Annotated in this window: 9 protein-coding genes and 1 pseudogene; 6 read left to right on the forward strand and 4 right to left on the reverse strand. The window is 65.4% G+C overall.

All coding sequences use genetic code 11. The features are described from left to right. Positions 1-5 precede the first annotated feature (5 nt). Entirely contained in the window at positions 6-1,178 is a 1,173-nt protein-coding gene (locus ACFVJ3_RS21070) for a 2-hydroxyacyl-CoA dehydratase subunit D (RefSeq protein ID WP_378453862.1), read from the reverse strand. Between the two features lie 159 nt (positions 1,179-1,337). Between ACFVJ3_RS21070 and ACFVJ3_RS21075 the strand changes: the two genes are divergently transcribed. From ACFVJ3_RS21075 to ACFVJ3_RS21085, 3 genes are all read left to right on the forward strand, one after another. Then, positions 1,338-2,444, forward strand: a complete 1,107-nt coding sequence (locus tag ACFVJ3_RS21075; RefSeq protein ID WP_378453863.1) for a CaiB/BaiF CoA transferase family protein — start codon at positions 1,338-1,340, stop codon at positions 2,442-2,444. A gap of 47 nt (positions 2,445-2,491) precedes the next feature. After that, complete coding sequence (locus tag ACFVJ3_RS21080; RefSeq protein WP_378453864.1) at positions 2,492-3,361, forward strand: PaaX family transcriptional regulator C-terminal domain-containing protein; 870 nt, start codon at positions 2,492-2,494, stop codon at positions 3,359-3,361. Positions 3,362-3,891: 530 nt separating this feature from the next. Further along, positions 3,892-4,422 carry a pyridoxamine 5'-phosphate oxidase family protein gene (locus tag ACFVJ3_RS21085; protein ID WP_378453865.1) on the forward strand — a complete coding sequence of 177 codons (531 nt, stop codon included), beginning with the start codon at positions 3,892-3,894 and terminating at the stop codon, positions 4,420-4,422. 196 nt (positions 4,423-4,618) lie between these two features. Here the strand turns inward: ACFVJ3_RS21085 and ACFVJ3_RS21090 are convergent, their stop codons facing one another. Then, a complete protein-coding gene (locus ACFVJ3_RS21090) occupies positions 4,619-4,999 on the reverse strand; it encodes a hypothetical protein (protein ID WP_378453866.1) in 381 nt (126 codons plus the stop codon). A 326-nt stretch (positions 5,000-5,325) separates the two neighbouring features. After that, positions 5,326-5,475, reverse strand: a complete 150-nt coding sequence (locus ACFVJ3_RS21095; protein WP_167344014.1) for a hypothetical protein — start codon at positions 5,473-5,475, stop codon at positions 5,326-5,328. Between the two features lie 493 nt (positions 5,476-5,968). Here ACFVJ3_RS21095 and ACFVJ3_RS21100 point away from each other — a divergent pair, with 493 nt between their 5' ends. Next, positions 5,969-7,471 (forward strand): carboxylesterase/lipase family protein, encoded by a 1,503-nt coding sequence (locus ACFVJ3_RS21100; RefSeq protein ID WP_378453867.1) that lies wholly within the window; start codon positions 5,969-5,971, stop codon positions 7,469-7,471. Between the two features lie 278 nt (positions 7,472-7,749). Here ACFVJ3_RS21100 and ACFVJ3_RS21105 read toward each other — a convergent pair whose 3' ends face one another. Next, complete coding sequence (locus ACFVJ3_RS21105; protein ID WP_378453868.1) at positions 7,750-8,556, reverse strand: hypothetical protein; 807 nt, start codon at positions 8,554-8,556, stop codon at positions 7,750-7,752. A 95-nt stretch (positions 8,557-8,651) separates the two neighbouring features. Between ACFVJ3_RS21105 and ACFVJ3_RS21110 the strand changes: the two are divergent. After that, positions 8,652-8,933, forward strand: a pseudogene (locus ACFVJ3_RS21110) (VOC family protein); the annotation flags it as partial. A 201-nt stretch (positions 8,934-9,134) separates the two neighbouring features. After that, entirely contained in the window at positions 9,135-9,716 is a 582-nt protein-coding gene (locus ACFVJ3_RS21115) for a hypothetical protein (protein WP_378453869.1), read from the forward strand. Positions 9,717-9,807 lie beyond the last annotated feature (91 nt).

The raw sequence follows: 9,807 nt of genomic DNA on the forward strand, positions 1-9,807 counted from the left end.
CGAATTCAGGACGGGACGGGTACGCGCTGGCGGCGAATGCGCTCCACGAAGGTCTCGATCTTCGTGCGGAGTGTCTCGACGGGGTTGCCTTCGTGCTCGGTCTCGAGGAGCAGCAGCGGTATCCCGTGCGCGTCGAGCGCCTTGCGTAGCTCCGGGTAGTAGAGCATGTGGGGTTCGCAGAACTTCGCCATCAAGACGACGACGCCGTTGGAGCGGCTCTTCTCGAGTGAGTCGATCAGGTAGGTGTCCCAATCGACCCCGACGGTGACTCGTGTGGGGCATGGGGCGTTGTCGTTGCGCTCCAGGTACCACTCCGACAGCGCCGCCAGCGGGTCGCCGTGCTCGGGCACGTCGGTCGAGATGTACCGGAATCCGGTGTACAGGTCGTCGTCGACGACGATCACTCCGGATTCCTCGATCACATCGAGAACTTCGGGGCGCGGGGCGTGGCAGAAGTGCCCGGAGAGGTGCAATCGCACCAGATCGTCGGGTGCGTCGGCATTGAAATCGAGCCGATCGAGAAGGCGGCCCAGCGCGGCGTTGTGTTCTTCGATATCCATCACCATGCTCGACTTCACGAGTACCTGCATGTCGCTTGCGGTGATGCGCGCACTGCCGGTGCGCCGCAGGTCGTAGAGTTTCCGGAGCAGGCGTCGATTCGTGTTGAACACCCGGATGCTGTGGGCAAGAGCCTCGTCCGTGATCGTGGTACCGACGACCTCTTCGATCTCGTCCTTCAGTTCGTGCACTCGGCCCGCTACCCGCGGCTTGGTCCACGGATCGTCCATCGCGCTGGTGAATTGCGCGAAGTGCACGGGTTTCTCGGGTCGTGCCCAGCGGATCACGTCGACCGCGCCGAGGAGTTGCACACAGTGGTCGGCGGCGACGAAGCCGTCGAAGACGTCGAGTTCACCGACCGCGGCTTGGTCGGCGACGCTACGCGTGTAGCCGCAGTAGAACTCGGCAAGCAGGTTGCGCCCCTCCGTGATCGGGGTGCGGCTCTCCTGCACGATCACCGGCAGCGCACCTGCTGCGTGCACGATCTCGGACGGAAAGTTCATCGGAAAAGAACCGATCACCTGCTTCCCGCGCTTCGCTTTCCACGCCTGGGCGTAGGCGACCGGGTCATCGGCAGTGGCTCGCAGCGACGACATGACGGTCGGATCCAGTTCGTTCACATCTAGCCTCTCGACTTCGTGGACGGTGACACCGCGACGACTGACGAACTGCGTCGCGGCGACCTGACTTGAGATATTACGTTATTGGATAGATAGTAGCCAGAGTTGTCAAACATTAGCCGCTGAGAGAGTCGCGGCGTCCCCCCTTCGGAGGTTCCTGTGAAACGTGTGCTGGATGGACTGAAGATCGTCGAACTCGCCGGGATCGGCCCGTCGCCTCACGCTGCGATGCTGCTCGCGGACCTCGGTGCCGAGGTGGTGCGAGTCGAGCGTCCCGGGGGCGTGACGCAGTTGCTGCCCGTGGACAAGGACGCGGGACTGCGGAATCGCCGCTCCGTGAGTGCGGACCTCAAGGTTCCCGCCGACCTCGCGAAGGTGCTGAAGCTGGTCGACAAGGCCGACGTCCTCATCGAGGGTTACCGACCGGGTGCGGCGGAGCGTCTCGGCATCGGACCCGACGTGTGCCGCGAGCGGAACCCTCGGCTCGTATACGCCAGGATCACCGGGTGGGGCCAGGACGGCCCCCTCGCGCCCTACGCCGGCCACGACATCAACTACCTCGCACTCAGTGGTGCGTTGAACGCCATCGGACGGGAGGGCGAACGGCCGCTCGCGCCGCTCAACCTGGTCGCCGACCTGGGCGGCGGTTCGATGCAGGCCGTCATGGGAATTCTCGGTGCCCTGTACGCACGGGCGCAGTCCGGCATCGGAGATGTTGTCGACATCGCGATGGTCGACGGGGTGAGTGCGCTAATGACGATGTTCTGGACACTCACCGAGAACGGGCTGTGGTCCGATCGGCGGGGCACCAATGTCATCGACGGCGGAGCGCCATTCTACGACACCTACGAGTGTGCCGACGGGCGGTACATCGCGGTCGGTGCAGTCGAACCGGTCTTCTATGCGCAGCTACTGGAGGGACTGGGACTCGACCCGGCGGGTCTGCCGGACCAGTACGACGAGTCGGCGTGGCCGACGCTGCGGAAAACCTTCGCCGAGGTTTTCGCCACGCGGGACCGGGACTCGTGGGTGCAGGCGTTCGCCCGGCTCGATGCCTGCGTGACACCGGTGCTGGCCCTCGACGAAGTGCCGGATCACCCGCACATCGCGGCGCGCAACACGATCGTGAGTGCGTTCGGACAGCGTCAGCCGGCCGCAGCACCGCGGTTCGCGAGCGCGCATGACGCAACATACGACGCGCCCCGGACGCCCGGCTCCGATACCGAGGCCGTCTTCCGCGACTGGGGTGTCGATGACGATCGATGACCGGCCCGGAGGGGTGTCGTGGCAAGGGGGCGACCCGATGCGCGACGATGACACTCATGTCTGACTCGAAACCGTCCGACTCGAAACAGGTGCCCGCACCCGACAAGGAGGCGGCGTCGACCGGCAGTGCGCGGTCCGTCCTCGTCACCGTGCTCGGTGAGCTCGTCGAACCCTACGGGCAACCGGTGCGGACAGCTGCGCTTCTCTACGTCCTCAAAGGACTCGGGTACGGGGAGCATGCCGCCCGGCAGGCTGTCGCGCGGACGGGTTCCGCGGGCCTCATCGCCGCCGACCGGAACGGTCGCGAGACGCTGTGGACGTTGACGGACAAGGCCCATCGGCTCTTCAGCGAAGGCGAACTCCGGGTGTTCTCCACCGACGTGGACACCACGCAGTGGGACGGTCGGTGGCTCGTCGTGAATGTGCCGATCCCGGAGTCACACCGCTCGACCCGCAAGAAACTGTATGCCGCGCTGCGGTGGGCCGGCTTCGGGAATCCGACGCCCGGCGTCTGGGTCACCCCCCACGTCGACCGCGCCGCGGAAGCGGCGAGGACCATCGAGGCCCTCGGATTGGCTCCCAACACGGTCTCGTTCGTCGGGGCGCTCGCCGTTCCTGGAATCCCCGAAGACGAACTCGTCCGCCGCTCATGGGATCTGGACGCCGCCGAGAAGGAGTACGACCGACTCCTCGACCGATTCGACGCTCGCACATTCGAGCCGGGCGACGAGCTGCTGTTCGCGCACCTGGAACTCGCGGACGCGCTGCGGCGCATGCCCTACATGGATCCCCGACTGCCCGAGGTGCTGCTGCCCGACTGGCGCGGTCTGAAGGCCGCGCGGCGCCTGCGAGACCTGCGCGCGGAGTGGACCCCCACCGCGCACGCGCAGTGGCGTCGCATCGCCGGTCTCGACTGACCGCGACAGTGTGGGGCCGGCGGCACAAACATCGGCCGCTCGAACGAGACGCGGGCCGCCCGGTCTCGATCGGATAGCACCCACCACCAGGGGCGGCGAAGGACCGTGCGGACTCGGAGGATCTCGCTGGAGGATCGTGTGTAGGTCGTCTTCCGGGGCTACGAGGCTCGTGCCATCGGCGCGCCGTTGCACGACCACGCGGGAACGCTCGAGTACGAGTCGGATGGGGTCCCCCGGGTCATCGTCTGCATTCATGTGTCACCAGTTCCATCCTGCCTGCTCGCGGTCCCCGGGTGGGTTGACGGCCGACACGAATCGGTAGGCGTTGTCAGGGACACTGTCGTCGTGGTCGGTGAAGGCGCACTGGAAATATTCGAACCGTCGGCCAGCTGACCGCGGATGAGTTCTGGCGCCCCGCAAGACGGACGAACATCCCTGACACAGGATGTCAGGGTATTGGTGCGAGCATGGTTCCACCGTTCGGCGCCGAACGTGAACGCGGATCGACGTAACCACAGACAAGGACCTCCATGCGCGAAACACCAGAAGAGCTCAAAGAACTCCAGGCCCTCCTCGACGCCTCCCTGTCCCACTCCACCACCCATCTGCGTTCGATCATCAACACCGAGCGCACACTGACCGCAGAGCAGCTCACCGAGGTCGTCACCGGCATGTGCACCCTCGCCCTGTCCACCGTCACAGCCAAGGGCGAGCCTCGAATCAGCGGTGTGGACGGGCACTTCCTGCACGGAAAGTGGCACTTCGGCACGGCGCGGGGGGCGGCCAAGGCCCGCCACCTCGCCGCCCGGCCCGCCGTCAGCGTCGCGCACATGCGCGGGGAGGACCTGGGCGTGTTCACACACGGCACGGTGGAAATCCTCAACCCCCAGGACGGCGAACCGGCCGCGGACTGGCCAGATCTGCTCACCTACTTCAAAACCTTGTACGGCGAAGACTTCTTCGACTGGGACAACGAGGTGGTCTACTACCGGCTGCATCCGCACTGGATCACCGTTTACGCCCCCGACATAGCGAAGCTTGCTGCGGAGTCCCGGTCCTGATTCAGCACGGAACGCACCGGGACCAGCCTGCGAGTCCTGTTTGACGATCCCTGTTCGGTCAGATCTGTGCACGGTCGTTGGCGCTACAGAGCCCCCGCCTTGGTGATGCACCTGGCCGGCGATGTCGAAGCCGGGATGTGTCTCGTCACCCGAGTGCACGGGTTCGGCGGACACGCGGGCGCGTCCCTGGTACCTGCTACTGGCGATAGATCTCCACGTGGGCGTTGGTGATCACGCCGGCATCCAAAGAGGGGGCACCCCAATTCGTGCTGCAAGCCCCCGTGGCCTGGCCTGTCGGCACGAATGAGGGACTGGACTGGCTAAACGGCCCGATCGCATAGAGCGGAAAGGCGTTGGGGATGCCGTGAAGGCCCCAACAGTCGACGATCAGCGCGTACTCCCTACCCGGGGGCGCATCGGTGTCATGGCAGGTCGCCGTCGCGCTGAAGGCATCCCGCTGGATGACGCAGTCCTGGGGGTCCGCCTGGGCGGCGCCGGAGCCGATGGTCGCGGCGAAGGCCAGCCCCGATACGACGGCGGTCGTGACGCGTGCCGCAGCGATAATTGTGTTTCTCATTGAGATCCTTTCAGTAGCAGGACGTCTGGTGTCGGGCAACCCCGCGGGCCCGTCCGATGACCGACGGCCCGCTCATCGTGCAAGGTGACGAAACGTTGCTGTTCTTTTGCGAATCCGCCAGGCACAGAAGAGGTCCGATGCGAAGAGTGGGTACGGCTATGCCACGGATGTTGTCCGGCGTCGAGTGGCCTGGTTCGGAAGGTCTCGGGTCGAGGAGCGGGCAGCCTGATCGGGGTGTCACCGACCATCGGCCACAGCCGGGCTCAGCCCACAGATGGACATTCTCTGGCAAGTACCGTAGCTACGTGGCCGAGCGTCTGGCCGGTTCAGATGACGATGGGTGCACCCGTGACGAGGTCCCAGAGTCCCAGGCCCAGGAACAGCACAGCACCCACTGCTGACTGCACCGGATTTCCGTTCAGAAAGCCCTCGGCACCCCAGGCGACCAAATCAGTGAAGATTTCGGACGAACCCATAGTTCTCGCTCCTTGTTGTCGGCATATAACCTTGACACCTTGATCGTCCAGACCGAATGGTCTGTTACGGGTTCAAATCCCTCAGCCGAGCACAGACGCGGAGTGCCACACGTCGGCGAGCAGGCGTAGGACTTCAGCCAGGATTCGGTGTTCTCGGCGTGCGAGGCGACGATCAGCTCGTCGGCCTGCGCGTGTTCGGCGAACTCGTCGAGGTACGCCTTGGCCTCCCCGGCCATGCCCACCCCAGGTATTCGCTGTGGCGTTCCGAACCCCAGAGTCGGAACATTGCTCGAGCAGGACATGATGGACTTGTTCGAGACAGCAGATTGGTCTCGGGCCCCTGTGCGTGGCCCGGTGTGAATGTGACGACCTGGACCACTGCTTTCAGTCCCGATCGTCATCCGGTGCTCCGATAGGCTTTGACCAACGGATCCGCGGCACCTCGGGCAGTGTCGCACATACGAAGGGGGCGTCGCGGATGACTGTCCGTACCGTGAACACAGAGGCAGGGCGACTCTCCGGTGACCACACCGACGGGGTCGCCCGATTCCTGGGAATCCCCTACGCGGCAGCTCCAGCGGGCGAACGCCGATTCGCACCCCCTGGCCCTACCGAACGGTGGGCAGGAACCAGGAACGCCACCGGTTGCGGCGCTACCGCACCCCAGCCGCCTTTGCACCCCGCTCACGCGAATCTGGCGCCGCTGATCGGGCCTGGATGGGTCACCGGAGACGGCGACTACCTCAATCTCAACGTCTGGACACCCGACCCCGGCACGAGTGGGCTTCCGGTGATCGTCTACGTCCACGGCGGCGGGTTCATGATCGGCTCGGGCGCCGCCCCCGCCTTCGACGGCACCTCGTTCGCGCGCGACGGCGTCGTCCTGGTCACCGTCAACTACCGACTCGGAGCGGAAGGCTTCCTCGCACTGTCCGGTGGGATCACGAACATTGGATTGCGCGATCAGATCGCAGCACTGCGCTGGGTTCGCGACAACATCGCCGGGTTCGGCGGGAACCCGGACAACGTCACCGTCTTCGGCGAATCGGCCGGCGGCACGTCGGTCGCGTTGCTGCTGCACTCCCCGCTGGCCGCCGGACTGTTCCAGCGAGCGATCGTCGCGAGCGGACACGACGAGATGGCCCGCCGGCTCGAGCTCACCGAAGAACTCACGAAGGCACTCGCCGCCCGGCTCGGAACCTCCCCGACAACAGACGCCTTCCGAGCATTCTCTTCCCCCGACCTGCTGCGCGCGCAGGGAGCTCTGCTCAGAAACGAACCCCGCCCAGACCTGCGCGACGACAGCGGTGTCGACCCGGGCCACCGTCGTGCACTGTTCCTCCCCACCACGGGTGACGACGTCCTTCCCGACCCGGTCGGAGTCCCGAGCACACACTCGCGCGGCGTCGACCTGTTGATCGGCACAACACTCGAGGAAGCCAACCTCGGTTTCGGTGCCGACGAGTTCGCCGCCTTCGACGCGCATGACGCCGTAGCCGAGCTGGCCGCCACCTACCCCGATGCCGAAGCGCTCCTCGAACGACACGGTCTCCACGACCCGGCCGTCACCCCCGCGCACGCACTCACAGCCGCCTACACGGACCTGATGTTCCGATCACCGAGCCGCCGCACCGCGCGCCGCCACCCAGGCCCCACCTACGTCTACGAATTCGCATGGCGATCACCACTGCACGGCGCCGCACACGGCCTCGACGTCCCCTTCGTCTTCGACACCACACAGGCATGCCGCGGACTCATCGGCGACGACGCACCCGGCGCCCTCACCCACGCGATGCACCAAACCTGGCTCGACTTCGCAACCCACGGAAATCCCGGCTGGCCCACCTACGACGACGCCAGAAAAGCGATGAGGTTCGATACCAGCCCCCACCTCTGCGAGGACACCGCTCCCGACGACACCGGTCCCGACGACACCGGCGCCGAATACCTGCCGTACACCTCCACAACCCGAAGCGCCGCGCACGGGCGAGCATGAGAAACCCGCCCCCACTTTGGCGCTTGACGAAAATAGGACCGTCGCACGAGGTGCGCAGCTTGTGCTGATGGGCAACGTAGTTCATTGCACCCAGGCCCTGGCGACTCGCGACTGCGTGGCGGCGGCGGGCTATGCCAGGGTCGAGGCCGCAGATGGCGAGTTCGACTTCGTCCCGTTACCAGCATTGTGTGCAGTTGCACGTCGAACGATCTTCCCGATTGACGAACCGCCAGCGGAACATCCGGTTGCGGACGAGTCGGAGTTCGACGTTCGGTGGGTTACTGCCCGTACGGGCGCGGCGGTAGTGGGTTTACGTCGTCGCTGTCCCAAGTGACCTTACGGAGGGAGCTGGCGTCGATCAGCTCCGATTCGGGGTGCGCGGGTAGGGCCAGGGCGCACGCAGTGGAGGAGCCGATGTAGGTCGACATCAGGTCGATGTCGGAGGAGACGAACCATGCCTGATCTTGGGGCCACCACAAATTCGGCCCGCACGAGCCCAGCGTGCGCACGGCATCGCGCACTGCGCCGCGCACCAGGTAGTTGTCCCGGAAAGGGATGTGGACGCGCGCCCCGGGATAGGGAAGGTTCATGCCATGACCGGCGCGGCCTTCCCAGAAGCCGAACCAGCAGTCGTCCGGAGTGGTGGTGTGTTGCATGAGGACATCGGCCAGCGCCGCGAACTGCTCTTCCGGCATGTCCCCTTCGTCGGGTTCTTGATTCCAGACGATGTCGCGGCCGTCACCGACACCGTGATGTATGCCGGCCTGCAGCAACGAACCCCACTCGACGGTCTGGTGGATCACGCCGCCGCTATGGGCGGCCACCTCGGCCCATCGCACCGGGACTCGCTCGCCGGTATCGGGGTCTATCCGGGCGGCGGGATGCAGTACGCGCGAATACCGGGTGTAGATCGGCGGCACGAGCGATCCGACCGTGTACTCGAACCGCGGCAGCGCCTCGGCAATCCAGTCACCCGGCGAGGTATCTTCCAGCACGTCGTCGACTCGCCACACCACCGATTCAGAGTTCGGGTCGACGTGTCGATCCACGTGCTGAGGATCGCCGGGGGTGTCGTGGTCGCTCACAGATCCGACACTGCCACACCTGTTCTCTCCTGGAGTCCGCTAGGCGATCCGGGTGCGGCACTTCGATGCGCATCGGCATCCCCGACTCCCGCACCGAGATCGTCATGCTGCGGCCGCCCGACGGAGGTACCCGGCTAGAGCTCTCGAGCTTCGTCCGGCCCGACCACCAGCCCGGATCGCCCGCCGCTATGGCCAACGAGCTGGGGCTGCGCAACGTGGCCTTCGAGATCGACGACCTCTGGGCGGCGGTCGACCGGCTGGCCGCGGACGGCTACGGATTGGTCGGCGACATCGGCAAGTACGAGCACATCTGGCGCATGGCCTATGTGCGCGGCCCGGAGGGGATCATCGTGTCCCTGGCCGAGCGGATCCACTGACCTGTCTTCCGCCGCGCCGACCTCACCGGTGAAACCCGCCTCGGCTACGTCACGACGGTCCTCGAATACTGCGTTCTCGAACAGAATTCGCCCGTCGACCACCAGCGGGAGGTCCGGCCGCCGCGCCGGCGGACAGGTGGTTCCCGCAAGCGGATCCCCTGTCGGAACGTCGAGTTGGGTGTCGCTGTAGACAATGGTCAGGTGAGCTTTGAACTGTGCAACGATTCGTCCGCCGCGGATTGGCTGATCAAGCAGGGTCTTCCGTGGTGCCGACTAGCGGGGCGCGGTCCGCTCGGATATCCGAAGTATGCGCGGGTGAGATTCATACCCGATCCGAGTTTCCCAGGCCAGAAGACGAACGACGTCGAGTTCGACCAGAAGGAACTGACCGAAAAAGAGCAGGTCGGCCTCGCACTGGACCTCCTGTCGCAATACACAACTAGGCCGAATGAGTGCTACTTCTGCATGTGGAACGGATGGGGTACTGCCATCCACGTCGCGCCCAACTTCGTGATCCCTAACCGCGACTATTGGCTGTTCCGCGGCACACTCGCGGACTATGCAGACTGGAACGACAGCGACCCTGTGCGGTGGCCGTACGGTTACTCGCCTGACCCCGCGTTCATTTGGCCAGCAGATCGCGCCTGGTGCGTGACCAACGATGTCGATCCGCACTTCGCAACCATCGGCGCCGATATAGAAGCAATAGATCAGATCGTGGCCGACCAACGAATCGACGCAGTGCTCGACGACCCAGAGCAGGAGCCACCGTACTGGGACTAGTAGCGTGTCGCTGCTTACTTCTGTCCTGTTTCGGTTAGGTTGGGGGCGGCAGACTTCCCCTTCCCCTCTGCCGGTCAGGACTGTTGCCATG

This window comes from Rhodococcus sp. NPDC127593, assembly GCF_042671975.1.
GTDB lineage: Bacteria > Actinomycetota > Actinomycetes > Mycobacteriales > Mycobacteriaceae > Rhodococcus_F.